A 16508-nucleotide genomic window follows, 5' to 3' on the forward strand; every position below is an offset into this window, starting at 1 on the left:
CTCCCCGGCGCTCAGCCTTCCAGGCGGAAGCGCGAGATGCCGTTGCGAAGGGCAGTGGAAACCTGGTTGAGGCCGTCGATAGCCTCGGTCGACTGACGCAGCGAATCCACTGTCTGCTGCGCCGCTTCGCTGAGCTGCGACAGCGCCTCGCTGATCTGTTCGGCGCCGGTGGCCTGCGCCTGCATGCCTTCGTTGACCAGCTCGAAGCGCGGCGCCAGATCCTGCACCTGTCGGATGATCTGCGACAGCTGCCCGCCGGCTTGCTGCACCTCCTGCATGCCGCGATGCACTTGGTCGGAAAATTTATCCATGCCCATCACGCCGGCGGTCACTGCAGACTGGATTTCCTTCACCGTCTGCTCGATGTCGTAGGTGGCCACCGCGGTCTGGTCTGCCAGCCGCCGGATCTCGGTGGCGACAACGGAGAAGCCGCGCCCGTATTCGCCGGCCTTTTCCGCCTCGATGGCGGCGTTGAGCGACAACAGATTGGTCTGGTCCGCCACCTTGGTGATGGTGGTCACCACCTGATTGATGTTTCCGGCCTTCTCATTGAGTACGCCGAGCTTGTCGTTTATCGAGGTCGCCGCGGCCATGACGTTGTGCATGGTGTCCTCCATGCGCGCCAGGCTGGACTGCCCCTGCCCCGCCAGCACGGCCGAATGCTCAGCCACGCCGGACACTTCCTGCATGGTCCTGACCAGCTCCTTCGAGGTGGCGGAAATCTCCCGCGAAGTGGCACCGATCTCGGTCGTAGTGGCGGCGATTTCGCTGGCCGTGGCCTGCTGCTCGCGCGCGGTCGCGGCGATCTGCGTCAGCGAGGAATTGACCTGGATGCCCGACTTTTGCACCTGGCCAACCAGGGCCGACAGGCCTTCAACCATGTGGCCGAGCGCCTTGCCCATGACGTCGCGGTCCGATTGCGGCTCGACCCGAACCGCCAGGTTTCCGGCCGCGATCTGCTCCGCCGCACCGGCCATGTTCTTCAACGCGCCGGTCATGCGGGACAGGGCGTGGCTCAGCATGCCGATTTCGTCGCGTCGCGTTTCCACCGCCACTTGCAGCGACAGGTCACCGGTCCCGATACGGTCGGCCCAGCCGACCATGCGCCCGAGTGCAACAGTGATGTCGCGCATGATGAATACGCCAATCAGCATCACAACCAACAGGCCCAGCAGCGCCCAGCCCAGCGTGGCGTAGATGTCACCGCGCAGCTTGGCGATGCGCGTGACCAGCAGACCGTTCAGCGCTTCGGTAGCACGCTGCTCCATGTCGAAGATGGCGGCGAGCCCGGAACTGACCGCACCGAATGCCTCCGCTGGCGATGGCTCGCTCCTGCGTCCGGCAAAGAGCTTGATGACTCCGGCGGCGGCGCGCTCTGCGGCACTGGGCCCATCGGCCGCCAGTTGCGGCTTCAGGGCGGCGTTGAAATCCAGCGCTTTACCCAGCGATTGATCCACCTGCTTCCGCAGATAGTCCGCGAGAACGGCTGCACTGGGCAGTTGTGAAAACACCGCGGAAGGCGCGCCGGCCTGGCCAACGTGCTCGCTCAACTCCGGCGCCTGGAACATGACCACGTCCATCAGGTAATAGCTGTCGACGTCGGGGTCCAACGTCAGATTGGAAGCGTCGCTGACATCGCCGACCAGAGCGATAGCGCTGTCGATCACCTTGCTGTGCGCGGCGAAGCTGTCGGCGGAAGACTGGCCGGCCGACTTGGCCAGCATTTCGCGGCAAGCGATGCTGAGAGCCGCCAGCTTCTTGCCGGTGTGCAGAAAGCCGTCGAGGCGCTGATCGATACCCTCCAGCGTCTTGAGATCATTCTCGATATCGGCGCCCTTGACCGGGAGGGCCGCCTGAACCGCGGGATCGCCGCCCGCTGCGGCCATGGCCCGATGCTGCTGCAAGTCGCGCAGCAGTACCAGCAATGGACGGTAATACTCCAGACCTCGCAGCTCCTGGCGAGCAAACTCGACCCCCAGCGTATTGATCGATGCCACCATCTTGTAGGTGACGACAGCAAAGGGAACCATGAACACGGCCCCCATCAATACGAGCTTCTGCCATACCTTCAGATTCTTCATTTCCGTTCCAGACGGCGGTAACAATATTTCTCGAAAGGTGCAGCCATTCGCAGGGAACGATCGGTGTTTGCCCTGAGCCGGCACCAAGGAGACTGTGCGTTACGGCATCGAACAGGGTCAATGAAATAGAGGCGAGTCCTCGTGGGAAAGATTTACTTTTTTTCCTGGAAGAAGCCACTTTTCCAGCCCTTCAGACGAGCGGTAGCTTTAAAGGGATGAGCGAAAAGTCGTTCCCTCATATTCAGAAGCGGACCCGGGAAATCGGACAGCCGGACAAGTGATGTTCTGCTCGAATCACGGGACGCGGAAGCACCCAGGGAAGCGTGGATGAGAACGTGATGGTCGTCCGGAGGCGCGGACGGCAGAGGGCGGCAGATAGTCGATGGTATCATCCGACCGGATGCCGATATCGTGGAAACAGCCGGCGACGTCCACCTTGTTGCCCCTCGGCGTATCGCCGCAAAGCCGGCGGCAAACCTTCCACGGCCGCCAGGCGCATCCGAACCGGAGCGGCGGAACCATTAAACTAGGGCCTGTTAACGCTAATTTGATCGCTGCGACGGCCTCTGGAGGCTTCCAGCGCAATGGAGAGAGGAGCGCGATGTACTGGAAGTACATGAGCGACGAACGACGCCGCGATGGACGCCTCCAGAGGCCGTCCCGAAGGATTGCGCCCCCCGCTTTTGTAACAGCGGGCGAGCCATGCGGTGTTGTCGCCTGGCTCGATTTTGGACTGCAACGCAGCGATCAAATTAGCGTTCACAGGCCCTAGCCCCATGAGCCTCAACGAAAACTGGAAGAACCGTTCCCTCGCCCACGTCTGGCATCCCTGCACCCAGATGAAGGACCACCAGTGGCTGCCGCTGGTGCCGGTCAAGTCCGCCGAAGGCGTCTGGCTGGAGGACTTCGAGGGCAAGCGCTACCTCGACGCGGTCAGTTCCTGGTGGACCAATATCTTCGGCCATCGCCATCCGCACATCGTGGCGCGGCTGAAGGAGCAGCTCGACCAGCTCGACCACGTCATGCTCGGCGGCTTCACCCACGAGCCGGTGGTGACGCTGTCGGAAAAACTCTGCGCCCTCGCCCCCAAGGGCCTGACGCGCTGCTTCTACGCCGACAACGGCAGCTCCGCGGTGGAAGTGGCGCTGAAGATGGCCCACCACTACTGGCGCAACCTGGGCAAGCCGCAGAAGACCCGCTACATCTCGCTCAGCAACGGCTACCACGGTGAAACCCTCGGCGCCCTGGCGGTGAGCGGCACCGGCCTGTACCGCGACTCGTATACGCCGCTGCTGATGCAGCCGATTCAAGTACTTTCCCCGGACTGTTTCGACCGCAGCCCCGGCGAAGCCTGGGAAGACCACACGCGGCGCCGCTTCCGCCACATGGAAGAGGCGCTGGAGCGCCATGCCGGTGAAGTGGCGGCGGTGATCGTCGAGCCGCTGGTGCAGTGCGCCGGCGGCATGCGCATGTATCACCCGATCTACCTGCGCCTGCTGCGCGAGGCCTGCACCCGCCACGGCGTGCTGCTCATCGCCGACGAGATCGCCGTGGGCTTCGGCCGCACCGGCCGCATGTTCGCCAGCGACTGGGCCGGCATCACGCCGGACCTGATGTGCATCTCCAAGGGCCTCACCTCCGGCACCCTGCCCCTGGCGGCGGTGATGAGCACCGACGAGATCTACCAGGCCTTCTACGACGATTACGCCAGCTACAAGGCCTTCCTGCACTCGCACAGCTTCACCGGCAACCCGCTGGCCTGCACCGCCGCGCTGGCCACGCTGGAGTTGTTCGAGCGGTCCGATGTGCTGGCCGCCAACCGGCGCTCGGCGGCGATGATGTGGGCCGCGATGACCGAGTTGTCCAGCCACCGCCACGTCATCGACATCCGCCAGCAGGGCATGATCCTGGCGGTGGAGCTGGCCAAGAACCCGCGCAAGCGCGAGGAATACCCGGCCGCCGAGCGTCGCGGCCTGCGGGTCTATCAGTACGGTCTGGAGAAAGGCGTGCTGCTGCGGCCGCTGGGTAACGTGGTTTACCTGATGCCGCCCTACGTCATCACCCCGGAAGAGATCGTGACCATGTGCCAGACCGCGATCGAAGGCATCGACATCGCCACCAGCGAGCCTTAGCACAGGGCGCTGCAACCAAATACCGCTGGAATCCGTACTTACGGTCTGACGGGCGCGGTTTGCCGGTTCCCGGCACATCGCGTAATTTGCAAGGCATAAGGCCGCAAAGGCCAGGGCACAGAGGAGCAGCGATGAAACAGGTTCAGGGCCGCATGCTGTCCGGCGTTGCAATGGTGATGATGGCGCTGCTGCCGCTGCTCGGCACTATGGCGCCGCTGCCCGCGGCCGCAGCCGATCACCCCGAGAACTGGTGCGCCGACGCCATCGACTTCGCCATGCGCACGGCGCAATATCGCGGCTACGGCCGCAGCGCGGAATACACCGCGAACTCGATCGAGCACGACAGCGACGTCTTCATCCAGCAATACCCGGACCTGAGCAAGGCCGACATGCAGCACATCGCCGGCACCGTCTACAAACAGCGCTGGAGTCACTTCCGCGCCGCCGCGGCGATGAGCAAATCCTGCAAGGCCAAGGCCGAAGCCCAGCCGCCCGCCCTGTTCGTCACCGATCACAGCGACGAGTGGTGCGCCGACGCCGTGGACTTCGCCATGGGTGTGGCGCAGAACCGCGAACTGGAATTCACCCAGACGATGATCGCCAGCTCCTTCGACCAGAACCCGGTGTACTACAACATGCAGTACCCGGAACTGTCGAAGGAGGACATGCTGGGCATCACCGACGCCGTGTACCAGCGGCAATGGACGCGCTTCCACGCGGCCGCTGCCGTGAGCACCAGCTGCAAGGTCAACCCGAAGATGCAGCCGACCAAGCCCATCGGTCCGGCCCAGACTTCGTTGAACTGAAGCTGCGCCCGGAATCAGGGAAATTCAGGCCCTGACTTCCGCCATCAGCGCCAGGGTATTGCCCTCGCTGTCATCGAAGAAGCCCATCCACAGATCGTGGTCGGGCATTTTGGCGATGAGGTGCGGCGGATGGACGATCTTCGCGCCCTGCGCCTCCAGGCGGCCGAACGCGGCGGCGATCTCCGGCACCAGGAAGTACAGGATGGAGCCGCGCTTCAGTTCCTGCCCGTTTTCCGGCGGCGCCAGCATCAGCCGGGTCCCGCCGCAATCGAAGAAAGCCAGCTTGCCGTCGGCGGTGAACAGGTGCTTCAAGCCGAGCACATCGCGGTAGAACGCCTCGGCCCTGGCCACGTCGGACACCGGCACGGCAACCTGCCCGATCCTGGAAATCCCCAGTGACTCTCCCGTCGATGCTTTCATGGCTTACCCCGATTAGTTAGCATAAGCTAAATATCTACCCGAACCCCTCGCCCGGTCAAGCCCATGCTCAAGACCACGCCCGAGCCCGCCGAGGCGGTCGCCGACCGCCTGCACAGCGTGGCCATCCACCTGCTGCGGCAACTGCGCCAGGAAGACCTGAGCCTGGGCCTGGGTCCGACGCAACTGTCGGCGCTGTCGGTGCTGGTGTTCGGCGGGCCGCAGACCATCGGCGCGCTGGCCCGGATCGAACAGGTCGCCGCGCCCACCATCAGCCGCCTGGTGGATGCCCTGGTCGCCGCGGGCCTGGCGGCGCGGGAGACGGATGCCAAGGACCGCCGCGTGGTTCATGTCAGCGCCACCCCCGCGGGCAGCAGCCTGATGCAGCGCGGCCGCCGGCAGCGGGTGCAGCGTCTCGTCCGTTTGCTGGAGGACCTGGACCCCGCGGAACTGGAAACTGTCGGCAGCGCGGCGGAGCGGCTGGCGCAGCTGCTGCGCCGGCCCCGCGCCGCGGGCGAATGAGAAGCAAAAGCCCTACTGCGCTCCGCTTTGGCTTAAAATCAGGGCCCGTTGTACCGGATTCAGGTTCCGACCTGAGCCTCTTACCTTCAGATAGACCGGCTTGCCATGACCTTTGTCGTTATCGAAAACTGCATCAAGTGCAAATACACCGACTGCGTGGAAGTCTGCCCGGTGGACTGCTTCCACGAAGGTCCCAACTTCCTGGTCATCGACCCGGAAGAATGCATCGACTGCACCCTGTGTGAACCCGAGTGCCCGGCCAACGCCATCGTGGCCGAGGACGACTTGCCCGCCGATCAGGCGCACTTCCTGCCTCTGAACAAGGAGCTGGCCCGCCAGTGGCCGGTGATCACCGAGCGCAAGGAAGGACTGCCGGATTCGAAGGAATGGGACGGCAAGCCGGACAAGTTCAAGCTGCTCGAGCGCTGATCCGCCGCGGCGGACTGCTCTGCCGCTAAGCTCTTCATGAAAAGCCGAAGCGCGCGATGAGTACCGCCCGCGCTTTGCTGCTGCCGCCGCAGGCCGACCTTGCGGAGCGGCTGGCGCAGGCCATCCTGGCCCGGCACCGCGCCGAACTGCCCGACCTGTCCCGCGTCACCGTGCTGCTGCCCGTCAGCGGCGCGGTGCCGCAGCTGCGCCGCCATCTCGCGGCACAGACCGGCGCCGCCCTGCTCGGGCCGCGCCTCCTCACCCTGCAACAGTTTGCCGCCGAACGCGGCAGCGGCCCCGTGGCCATGGCGCCGGCCGAGTGCCGTCTGATCCTGGTCGAAGCGCTGCGCCGCTATCGCAACCTGTTTCCTGGCCAGAACCTGTGGCAACTGGCCGAGGCGCTGTTTTCCCTGTTCGAGGAACTGAGCCTCAACGCGGTCACCCTGCCGGAGGACGCCGAGGCCTTCGCCGGCAAGCTGGTCACCGCCTACGGCGCCCGCCCGCTCGCCGCCCTGTCGCGCGAGGCGCAGATCATCCACACCCTGTGGCGCGCCTTCCTCGAAGAAACCGCGGAGCGCAGCCCGGCGGCGGCCTACGCCGCTTCGCTGCGCTCGGCTTTCGCCGACCTGCAGCCGGATGAAACCCTCTACCTCGCCGGCTTCGATACCCTTGCCGGCGCCGAGCGCCTCGCGCTGGCGTGTGCCCCCGATGGCGTCGTACCCGAAGTCTGGCTGCACGGCTGCGGCTGCGGCCGCGATGCCGCGGCAATCTTGGCTTTCTGCGCGCAACTGGGCCGTGAAGCGGAGCCGCTGGCCGCGGCGGGGGATGCGCGCACGCGCTTCCTCGATGCGGTACTCGGTGTAGCCCCGGCACAGGAAACCAGCGAATCCCCCGGCTTCAGCATCACCCAGGCCGAAGGGCCGGAACACGAGGCGCGCTGCGTCGATCTCGCGGTGCGCGAGGCCCTGCTCGACGGCTGCGCCACGGTGGCGGTGGTCACCGAGGACCGCCGCCTGGCACGGCGCCTGCGCGCCCTGCTGGAACGCGCCGGCATCGAATTGCAGGACCGCGGCGGCTGGGCGCTTTCCACCAGCGCCGCCGCGGCCGCCCTGCATGCCTGGCTCGACAGCTTCGAGCGCCGCTTCCAGTTCCGGCCGCTGCTGGCCTTGCTCAAGTCCGGTTTCTTCAAGGCCGATGCGCAGGCATTGCGCACCCTGGAGCGCGACCTGGTGTACCGCGAAGGCGTGGAGTCGGGCCTGGAGCGCTATCGCGCGCGCGCCGCCGCGCATCCGGAACTGCGCGCACTGCTGGAACAGTTGGAGCAGGCCGCGCGGGTGCTGCCCCCCATCGGCCGGCCGCGCCTGCTGCGCGAATGGATGAGCGGCGTCGAGCGCAGCCTGCAGCAGCTGGGTCTGTGGCAGCGTTTCGAACAGGACGAAGCCGGGCGCCGCCTCATCGAAATCCTGCGTGAGCTCGACAACGCCTTCGCCGTGCGTCCACAGAGCGCGGACTGGCGCGAGTTCCGCGCCCTGCTGGACCGCGCCGTCGAGCGCGCCACCTTCGTGCCGCCACAGGGCACCCGCGACCGTCGCGTGCACCTGCTGACGCTCGAACAGAGCGCCCTGCTGCACAGCGACGCCGTGATCCTGGCCGGCGCCAGCCGCGCGCAGATTCCCGGCGCGCCCGCCGGCGAGCCCTTCTTCAACCAGTCGGTGCGCGGCGAACTGGGCCTGCCCAACCTGTCGCAGCGCCACGCCCTCACCCTGGCGCGACTGCGCCGCGTGCTGCAGGCGGCGCCGCGCCTGCACATCACTTATGCCGCCGACCAGCCGGGCGAACCGGCGCAGCTGTCGCCCTGGATCGAGGCCATCGAGAGTCATGCGATCAGCCTGGGCCTGAACCTGCGCGACAATGCGCTGGCAGCCGAAGCCGGTACCGCCGCCACGGAAATCTCCGACGCCGCGCCGACAGCGGCGGTGCAACGCCGGCGCCCCGCACCCGCCGCGCCGCTGCAACAGCTGCCGCAGGAGATCAGCGCCACCGCGCACCAGCGCCTGGTCGATTGCCCTTACCAGTTCTTCGCCGACGCCTGCCTCGGCCTGCAGGCGGAACAGGCCCCGGACGAGGATCCGGACCGCAGCGACTATGGCCAGCGTGTGCACCGCATCCTCGAAGCCTTCACCCAGCGCGTGAAGGAGCCGCTGCCTGAGCCCTTCCCCGCCCCGGTCACCGCAGCCAACCGCGAACAGGCGCAAGCCCGCCTGCAGGAGATCGCAGCGGCGGTATTCACACCGGACCTGCAAAGCCGCGCACTGGCCCATGTCTGGGTCAATGAATTCCAGGCCTCCATTCCCGGGTTGCTGGACTGGCTGAGCGAGCGCAACGCACAGGAGGTGAGCGCCGAAGTCGAGTACCGGCGTGATTTCGTCGAGGGCCGCCGCCTCCGCGGCAAGGCCGACCGCGTCGAAACCCTCGGCGACGGCTCGCTGACCCTGGTGGACTACAAGACCGGCCGCGCGCCGCGCCGCGCGGACGTGGAGTCAGGCGAAGCGGTGCAGCTGCTGCATTACGCCCTGCTCGACCCGCGCGTCGCCGCCGTCGAATACCTGCCCTTGCGCGAAGACCAGAAAGCCCTGCGCATCGATGCGGACCTGGAGGCATTGCGCGACGCCGTCGGCGGCCGCCTCGAACGCAGCCTGCACGCGCTGGCGCGTGGCGCCGCGATGCCGGCCCTGGGCGACGAGGGCAGCTGCGCCTGGTGCGACCATCGCGGCCTGTGCCGCCGTGGTGACTGGCATGAGTAAGACTGCGAACGAAGCGGCGGCAGGCGCGGCGCTCGATCCGCGCCGCAGCGTCGCCGTCACCGCCTCCGCCGGCAGCGGCAAGACCTGGCTGCTGGTGTCGCGTGTCTTGCGCCTGCTGCTCGAAGGCCAGCCGGCCGGGGGCATCCTGGCGCTGACCTTCACCCGCAAGGCGGCGGCGGAAATGCGCGAGCGGGTCAACGAGCGCCTGCGCGCGCTGGCCTATGCCGACACCGTCAACGCCGCCGCCGAACTGGAGCGCCTGGGGCTGGCGGCCACACCGCAGAACCTGCAGCGCGCCCGCGAGCTTTACCACACACTGCTGTTCGATCCCTTCCCGCTGCGGGCGATGACCCTGCACGCCTTCTGCCAGGACCTGCTGTCGCGCTTCGCCCTCGAAGCGGGCGTCGCGCCCGGCTTCGCTCTCGCTGAAAACGAGGGGGGCCTGTTCCGCCGCGCCTGGCGACGCATGCTGGCCGAACTGCACCAGTACCCCGAAGGCACCCCGGCTCTGGCCCTGCGCCAGCTCATCGCCATGGGCTATGGCGAGCAGGCGCTGGAAGACCTGGTCTACAGCTTCCTGGCGCACCGCGCCGACTGGTGGGCCTACGTCGAAGGCGAGGCCGAGCCGCTGGACCACGCCCACGCCCGGCTGCAAAGCGCATTGGGCCTGGATACCGAGGCGCAGGACCCGGGCCTGGACCACGATGCCTTCAACGCCCGCCTGAAGATCCTGCTGCGCTGGCTGCACGAAGTGGACGGCATCCGCTACATCAAGACGGCGCGGGTCGAAGACGCGCTGAACAGCGAGGGCGAGCGGCGCTACCACGCCCTGGTCGAGGCGCTGTTCCGCAAGGACGGCGAGCCGTACAAGTTCCAGCTGGCCAAGGCCAAGCGCGAACGGCTCAGCGACACGCAGATCGAGCATTTCGAGGAAGCACACCGCGAAGTGGTGCTCACGGTGGAGCGGCGCCGCGAACGCCGCTTGCGCGAAGCCTGCCTGGAACGCACCGGCGCCGCCCTGCAACTCGGCGCAGCCGCGTTGCGCGCCCTGGACGCGGAGCTGGACATCGACCAGGCCCTGACCTTCGCCGACCTGGAGTGGCGCAGCTACCTGCTGCTGCGCGGGCCGGGCAACGCCGAATGGATCCGCTACAAGCTGGACCAGAAGATCGACCATCTGCTGATCGACGAATTCCAGGACACCAGCCCGACGCAGTGGCGCCTGCTGCTGCCCTTCCTGGAAGAGATGGCGGCGGGCGACGCCGGCCGTTCGCGCAGCGTGTTCATCGTCGGCGACGCCAAGCAGAGCATCTACGGCTTCCGCCGCGCCAACCCGGAACTGCTCGGCGGCGCCGCGCGCTGGCTGCACGCGAACCTCGACGCGGTGACGGTGCCGCTCAACGACTCGCGCCGCTCCGCCCCGGCGGTGATCGACTTCGTCAACACCCTGTTCGAACCGCAGGAACTGGCCGCCAGCATCGGCTTCGACCGCCACGGCACGCACCGCCTGCACGACTGGGGCCGCATCGAAGTGGCGCCGCTGATCGAGCCGGAACGGCATGAGGAAGAACTGCGGCCGGAAACCCTGCTGCGCGACCCCTTGACCACGCCGCGCGAAATCGAGGAGCTGAGCCGGGCCGAGCACGAAGGCGCCCAGGTCGCGGCCCGCATCCGCAGCCTGGTCGATTCCGGTGTGGCGGTGCGCGGCGAACACGGCGCGCGCGCCATCGAATGGGCCGACGTGATGGTGCTGGCGCGCTCGCGCACCCATCTCCAGGTACTGGAACTGGCCCTGACCGGCGCGAACATCCCCTACGTTGGCAGCAGCCGCGGCACCCTGCTCGACACCGCCGAGGCGCGCGACCTGATCGCCTTGCTACGCTTCCTCAACGCCCCGCACCGCAACCTGGAACTGGCCCAGGTGCTGCGCTCGCCGCTGTTCTCCCTGGACGACGGAGACCTCGTCGCCATCGCCGCGGCGCGCGCGGAGAAAGGCACCTGGTTCGAAACGCTGGCCGCACTGGCGCCTGCCCGTCCGGCACTGCAAGGCGCACTGGACCTGCTGCAACACTGGCTGCCCCTGTCGGCGCAACTGCCGGCGCACGACCTGCTCGACCGCATCTACCGCGAGGCCGACATCGCCGCACGCTACGAGGCGGCGCTGCCCGCCGTTCCCGCCGCGCGCGTACGCGCCAACCTCGGCGCCTTCATCCAGCTGGCCCTGGAAGCGGACAGCGGCCGTTACCCCAGCCTGGCGCGCTTCCTCGACTACCTGCAGGATCTGGCACGCAGCAAGGTCGAGGCGCCGGACGAATCGCCGCCGCCGGCCGAGCACGGCCATGTACGCGTCATGACCATCCACGCCGCCAAGGGCCTGGAAGCCGCGGCGGTGTTCCTGGTCAACGCCGGCCGCGTGCAGGCCGTGCGCACGCCGCGCTGGCTGATCGAATGGCAATCCAACGCCGAGCGTCCCGGCCACGTTATCGTCCCCGGCGGCACTGGCGAGCGCGATCCGCTGAGCGAGGAACTGATCGAGCGCCACAAGGAGCGCGAGGCCCGCGAAGACCTCAACCTGCTCTACGTCGCCGCCACCCGCGCGCGGCAGTTCCTGCACGTCAGCGGCTTCCGCCAGACCAATCAGGGCGAGCGCGTCAGCTGGTACGACCTCGCCAGGGATGCACTGCAAAGGCTGGGCGCCGGACCGGCGCCGGCGCTGCACGGGATGGCGGAGGGCACCCTGCACTACGGCAGCGGCGCCGCGCCGCGTGGCGTGCACACGCAACAGCCACCGGCCGCGCGCAAGGACGATCCGCGTCTGCGCCAACCGCTGCAATCGGCGGCCGAAACCACTGCCGCCCCAAGTGCCCTGGCCCTGGATACCGACAGCGACGCCGCCATCGATCCGGCCGCGGTGCGGCGCGGCGATGCCATTCACCTGCTGCTGCAGCTTTTGAGCAACGAGCCGGCATCGCCGGAAGCCGTTCTGCACCGGCGCCTGCAAGGCCGCCTGCAAAGCGTCGTCGACGACGGTGAATTCAGCGCCTGGCTCGCCACCGCACGCGGAGTCATCGCGGCACCGGAACTGAACCGCTATTTCGCTTCGAGTCTCTACCATCAGGCCTGGAGCGAGGTCTCCGTGCCTACCGGCGACGGCGAACGCGGCGGCGCCATCGACCGCCTGATCGATGACGGCACCACGCTGTGGGTGCTCGACTACAAGACCACGCCGCATACCGACCCGGCGCAGCTGACGGAACGCTACCGCCCGCAGCTGCAGGCCTACGCCGTGGCGGTGCGCCGTATCTGGCCAGGGCGGCCGGTGCGTGCCGGCCTGCTGCTCACCGGCACGCGTACCTGGCTGGAATTGCTGCGCCTGGATTGAGCCTCCTGGCCTGACCCATGTCGTAGAAGAACTGCTCCTTGACGATCCTGCCGTTGGGCACCTGGTAGATGCCGACCGCATCGTCGGCCCACAGCTCCTTCTGGGCCAGGGACCAGGCGGCTGCGGGGCGCGCACCGCCCGGGATTCCCGAGGATTGGCGCGGCTTTTGGCACCACGCCCGACAAACGTCGATGCCTGGCGGAAGAAGGGCGGTGACCGGGACATAAATGCCATGGCCAGCCGGCCCGGGGAAGCGGATAGTGGTTCGGTATTGTCAGCGGAAGCCCGATGAACCAGATACCAACCGAACGCGATGCTGCGGCACTGGCGCTGCCACCCGGCAGCCCGCCGCCGCATCCGCGTACCTTGGGCTGGTACGGCACGGCGGCCATCGCCATGGGCGGCAGCAACCAGAGCCTGTTCCTGTTGGCCGCATTGTTCGTCGGTCAGGACAACATCCCGGGCCAGGGCAGCGCCGCCGTGCCCCTGCTGATCCTGGGCCTGCTGCTGTCCTGGGCGGCGGCGCCGGGCTGGACCGAACTGGTGCTGCTGTATCCCAACCGCGTCGGCGGCATCGCCGCCAGCTGCGTCGAGGCGTTCCGTCCTTACAGCGCCGTGCTGGCCAACCTGACCGGCGTCTGTTACTGGTGGGGCTGGGTACCGACCTGCGGCCTGACCGCCATCCTCTCGGCTTCCGCGCTGCACGAATGGTATTTGCCCTGGATGCCGATACCGTTGCTGGCCAGCGTCCTGGTATTGCTGATGACCGTCGTCAACCTGTGCGGCATCCGCTGGGTCAGCCGCATGGCCATACCGATCGCCACCGCCTCGGCGGCGATGGCGTTTGCCTCGGGGTTGATCCCGATCCTGGCTGGGACAGTCGACTGGCACCAGGCCACCAGTTTTCATCTGACTGTGCCGTTCGCGGGCGGCTTCGGCGAGCTCACCAGCCTGATGGCAGGTTTGTATTTGGTCGGCTTCGCCGCGCCGGCGTTCGAGGCGGCGGCCTGCCACGTCGGCGAAACCGTGGCACCGGCGCGCAACGTGCCACGCGCCATGCTGGCGAGTGGTGTGTTGGCGGGAATGTATTTCGTATTCCTGCCGCTGGTGTGGCTGGGCGCACTCGGGGCCGCCCCGCTCGGCAAGGATCTGGCCCTGGTGCTGGGCCCGACCTACGCCCCTCTGCTGGGCGACGCCGGCAAGGCCGCCGCGGTCTGGTTCATGGTGTTCAGCATGTTTTCGGGCACGCTGCAGCCCCTCGCCGGCGCGGCGCGCACGCTGTCGCAACTGTCCGAAGACGGCCTGCTGCCGAGGATGCTGGCGCTGCGTTCGCGCACCGATACGCCGTGGGTGGCGACCGTGCTGACCGCCACGATGGCGATCGTGTTCCTGCTGATCGGCGATCCGATCTGGCTTATCGCGGCGGCCAATTTCACCTATCTGATCGGCATTGCCCTGCCCAGCGTGGCGGTATGGCTGCTGCGACGCGACGCGCCGGCACTTCCCCGGACCTACCGCGCGCCGCGCGGCACCGTGCTGCTGGGACTGTTCGCCGCCATGGTCTGGGGCGTGGCCGCCCTGCTCGGCTTCGAGCAATTCGGCCTGCCCACCGTCGTGGTCGGACTGGCGTTCGCCTACGCCGGATCGGCGCTTTATGCCTGGCGCGTCTACACCGACCGGCGCCGCGCCGGTCTGCCCGGCATCGCATACGGGCTCCAGTTGAAACTCACGGCTGCGATGCTCCTGGTTCTGGCCCTCGACGGTACCGGTTACCTCCTGGCGGTGGGAAATCTCTCCGGGCAACATCCAGCCCTGATGACCGCCCTGTCGGACATCTTCGTCGCGGTGGCGATGCTGTCGATTTCCGTTGCACTGGTTCTGCCCGGCATGATCGGTCACTCCGCGCGCGAGGTTTCCAGTGCCGCACGGGGTCTGGCCACCGGGACCCTGAAGGATTTCTCACAGGCCATGCACGCGCTCGGCCGCGGCGATCTGGACGCCGCCCACGTGCGGGTGGACATCATCCCGGTGCGGGTTTATACCCACGACGAAGTCGGCGAGATGGCGGCCAGCTTCAACATGTTGCAAGCCGAAATACGCCACGCCGGAGCAGGCCTCGACAGCGCGCGGGAGGGCCTGCGGCAGGCGCGCAGCGAACTGACCGATGCCAACAGCTGCCTCGAACGGCGCGTCAGCGAACTGCACCAGGCGGAGGAGAAACTCTCCAGCATCCTCGATTCCATCGACAATGTGGTCTGGTCCGCCGAGGCTGGCAGCCACCGCATGCTCTACGTCAACGGCGCCATCGAAAGCGTCTATGAACGTCCTCTCGACGAATTCGAAGCGGATCCGGGGCTGTGGCTCAAAGCCGTCCATCGCGACGATCAGCCGATCGTCGCCGAGCGGCTCGCCGCGCTCGCGGCGTCGGGCGGGACCACCCTGCAGTACCGCATCGTTCGCCCCGGCGGCGAAATCCGCTGGCTGGAAGCGCGCATCCGCATGGTGTCCGACAGCGACGGCAAGCCGCTGCGCCTCGACTGCGTGGCCAGCGACATCTCGGAGCGGCGGCTGCATGAGGCGGAGATGACCCACCTGGCCAATCATGACGCGCTGACCGGCCTCCCCAATCGCAATCTGCTCAATGACCGCATCGGCGTCGCCCTGGCCCAGGCCAAACGCAGCGGCGGCTCGGTGGCCCTCCTGTTTCTCGATCTCGACGGCTTCAAGTTCATCAACGACAGCTTCGGGCACACCCTCGGGGACGCGCTGCTGAAGACCGTGGGGTCGCGCTTGCAGCAGTCGGTGCGCGGCGGCGATACGGTGGCACGCCTGGGCGGCGACGAGTTCGTGCTGCTGCTGAATGGCGATCGCGCCGACCAGGCCGATGCCGTGGCCGCCAAGCTGGTGCACATTTTCGCCCGCCCCCTGTATGCCGAAGGACGCTCACTGCACCTGACCGCGAGCATCGGCATCAGCGTCTATCCCGACGATGGCAGCAATGCCGAGATGCTGCTGAAGCATGCGGACATCGCCATGTACCGCGCCAAGGAGCGGGGACGCAACGGCTACCAGCGCTACCAGCAGGAAATGAGCCTGGTCACCGACGAGCGCGTCAAGCTGGAAAGCGCCCTGCGCCGTGCACTCGAGCGCAATGAACTGGAGTTGTATTACCAACCACAGGTGGACCTGCTGGACGGCCGTATCAGCGGCGTGGAGGCGTTGATCCGCTGGGATCACGCTGACCTGGGGGCGATCTCCCCCAGCCGCTTCATTCCGCTGGCGGAGGACACCGGCCTGATCATGCCCATCGGCGCCTGGGCCTTGGACACCGCGTGCGCACAGCTAGGCGCCTGGCGCGCCGCCGGCCATCGCGAGCTGTCGTTGGCGGTGAATGTATCGGCACGGCAATTCCACCTGCAGAACGTGCCATTATTGGTGCGGCAGGCGCTGGAGAAATACCAGATACCGGCGCGGTTCCTCGAACTGGAGCTGACCGAGAGCGCGCTGATGCAGAATTCGGACAGCGTGATCGAAACCCTGCGCGAACTGAAAAATATCGGCGTGTCGCTGGCAATGGACGATTTCGGTACCGGCTATTCCAGCCTGAGCCACCTCAAGCGCTTCCCCATCGACACCATCAAGATCGATCAATCCTTTACCATGGATCTGCCGGCCAGCGAAGACGCGGCGCTGATCATCCGCGCCATCCTGGCCATGGCCCGTTCACTCGATCTGAAAACCATCGGCGAAGGCGTGGAATCGGCGGCCCAGCTCGAGTTCCTGAGCAAGAACCACTGCGATGCCATCCAGGGACATTACTTCAGCCGGGCGCTGTCCGCGAACCTGATGAGTCGCCTGCTGCGTGAGCAGCCGCACCTTTATCCGGACAAGCAGCCTCCAGGCCCGATCCAGCCGGCGTCATCGATGCGCTGAGA

At 67.2% G+C, this 16508-nt stretch carries 9 protein-coding genes; 7 read left to right on the forward strand and 2 right to left on the reverse strand.

Features of this window, described 5'->3' with window-relative positions:
• Positions 1 to 11: 11 nt before the first annotated feature.
• On the reverse strand, positions 12 to 2168 hold the full coding sequence (locus BP26_RS30965; protein WP_366518057.1) for a methyl-accepting chemotaxis protein: 2157 nt from the start codon (positions 2166 to 2168) through the stop codon (positions 12 to 14).
• Between the two features lie 689 nt (positions 2169 to 2857).
• Between BP26_RS30965 and BP26_RS0123175 the strand changes: the two genes are divergently transcribed.
• Both BP26_RS0123175 and BP26_RS0123180 read left to right on the forward strand, forming a co-directional pair.
• Positions 2858 to 4213 (forward strand): adenosylmethionine--8-amino-7-oxononanoate transaminase, encoded by a 1356-nt coding sequence (locus tag BP26_RS0123175; protein WP_029922928.1) that lies wholly within the window; start codon positions 2858 to 2860, stop codon positions 4211 to 4213.
• 131 nt (positions 4214 to 4344) lie between these two features.
• Entirely contained in the window at positions 4345 to 5019 is a 675-nt protein-coding gene (locus BP26_RS0123180; protein WP_029922929.1) for a hypothetical protein, read from the forward strand.
• 24 nt (positions 5020 to 5043) lie between these two features.
• Here the strand turns inward: BP26_RS0123180 and BP26_RS0123185 are convergent, their stop codons facing one another.
• Positions 5044 to 5439 carry a VOC family protein gene (locus tag BP26_RS0123185; protein ID WP_029922930.1) on the reverse strand — a complete coding sequence of 132 codons (396 nt, stop codon included), beginning with the start codon at positions 5437 to 5439 and terminating at the stop codon, positions 5044 to 5046.
• Between the two features lie 63 nt (positions 5440 to 5502).
• Between BP26_RS0123185 and BP26_RS0123190 the strand changes: the two genes are divergently transcribed.
• The 5 genes from BP26_RS0123190 to BP26_RS28000 all read left to right on the forward strand — a co-directional run bounded on the left by BP26_RS0123190 (position 5503) and on the right by BP26_RS28000 (position 16506).
• The gene (locus BP26_RS0123190) at positions 5503 to 5958 is read left to right on the forward strand and encodes a MarR family winged helix-turn-helix transcriptional regulator (RefSeq protein WP_029922931.1); all 456 of its coding nucleotides are present in this window, start codon (positions 5503 to 5505) and stop codon (positions 5956 to 5958) included.
• Between the two features lie 105 nt (positions 5959 to 6063).
• Positions 6064 to 6387 carry a ferredoxin FdxA gene (gene fdxA / locus BP26_RS0123195; protein ID WP_029922932.1) on the forward strand — a complete coding sequence of 108 codons (324 nt, stop codon included), beginning with the start codon at positions 6064 to 6066 and terminating at the stop codon, positions 6385 to 6387.
• Between the two features lie 56 nt (positions 6388 to 6443).
• Complete coding sequence (locus BP26_RS0123200; protein WP_029922933.1) at positions 6444 to 9191, forward strand: PD-(D/E)XK nuclease family protein; 2748 nt, start codon at positions 6444 to 6446, stop codon at positions 9189 to 9191.
• Entirely contained in the window at positions 9184 to 12573 is a 3390-nt protein-coding gene (locus BP26_RS0123205) for a UvrD-helicase domain-containing protein (RefSeq protein ID WP_051749323.1), read from the forward strand. The genes BP26_RS0123200 and BP26_RS0123205 overlap by 8 nt, the downstream gene beginning before the upstream one ends.
• A gap of 288 nt (positions 12574 to 12861) precedes the next feature.
• Positions 12862 to 16506 (forward strand): EAL domain-containing protein, encoded by a 3645-nt coding sequence (locus BP26_RS28000; RefSeq protein ID WP_051749324.1) that lies wholly within the window; start codon positions 12862 to 12864, stop codon positions 16504 to 16506.
• Positions 16507 to 16508 lie beyond the last annotated feature (2 nt).

Source organism: Nevskia soli DSM 19509, assembly GCF_000711955.1.
GTDB lineage: Bacteria > Pseudomonadota > Gammaproteobacteria > Nevskiales > Nevskiaceae > Nevskia > Nevskia soli.

Excerpts from the sequence above, each read along its gene's own strand:
- BP26_RS0123200 (WP_029922933.1), top strand. The coding sequence starts at position 6,444 with ATGAGTACCGCCCGCGCTTTGCTGCTGCCGCCGCAGGCCGACCTTGCG.
- BP26_RS0123185 (WP_029922930.1), bottom strand. The coding sequence starts at position 5,439 with ATGAAAGCATCGACGGGAGAGTCACTGGGGATTTCCAGGATCGGGCAG.
- fdxA (WP_029922932.1), top strand. The coding sequence starts at position 6,064 with ATGACCTTTGTCGTTATCGAAAACTGCATCAAGTGCAAATACACCGAC.
- BP26_RS28000 (WP_051749324.1), top strand. The coding sequence starts at position 12,862 with ATGAACCAGATACCAACCGAACGCGATGCTGCGGCACTGGCGCTGCCA.
- BP26_RS0123175 (WP_029922928.1), top strand. The coding sequence starts at position 2,858 with ATGAGCCTCAACGAAAACTGGAAGAACCGTTCCCTCGCCCACGTCTGG.
- BP26_RS0123190 (WP_029922931.1), top strand. The coding sequence starts at position 5,503 with ATGCTCAAGACCACGCCCGAGCCCGCCGAGGCGGTCGCCGACCGCCTG.
- BP26_RS0123205 (WP_051749323.1), top strand. The coding sequence starts at position 9,184 with ATGAGTAAGACTGCGAACGAAGCGGCGGCAGGCGCGGCGCTCGATCCG.
- BP26_RS0123180 (WP_029922929.1), top strand. The coding sequence starts at position 4,345 with ATGAAACAGGTTCAGGGCCGCATGCTGTCCGGCGTTGCAATGGTGATG.